At 40.2% G+C, this 393-nt stretch carries 1 pseudogene; it reads left to right on the top strand.

Features of this window, described 5'->3' with window-relative positions:
- Window positions 1–393 (top strand): annotated as a pseudogene (locus J7R13_RS09320) (glutamate ligase domain-containing protein); the annotation flags it as partial.

The raw sequence follows: 393 nt of genomic DNA on the forward strand, positions 1-393 counted from the left end.
CTTCTAACCGATTGTTCCTCTATGATTGTACGTATTTTAGGGCAAGACAAGGGGGTTAAAATTGGTGCTCCAGGACGACATATTGAACAAAATAGTTTAGGTGTTATTGCTGCTTGTGATGCCATTGGTGTAGATTTGGAACCTGTTTTTCTTTCTTTGAACCATTTTTCTTCAAGAGGGACGTGGTGTTTGTTATCGCCTATCTTTACCAAGAGGGGGTGAATTTCATTTAATTGATGAAAGCTATAATGCTAATCCCGCATCTATGCGTGCTGCTCTTGATCTTCTTGCTACAGGGCCTGTAGGGGAGAATGGTAGGAGAATTGCTATTTTGGGTGATATGCTTGAACTCGGAGCTTATAGTGAAAAATTCCATCGTGATTTATTAAAGCC

The organism is Bartonella taylorii 8TBB, assembly GCF_902825155.1.
In the GTDB taxonomy this organism is placed as follows: Bacteria; Pseudomonadota; Alphaproteobacteria; order Rhizobiales; family Rhizobiaceae; genus Bartonella; species Bartonella taylorii_A.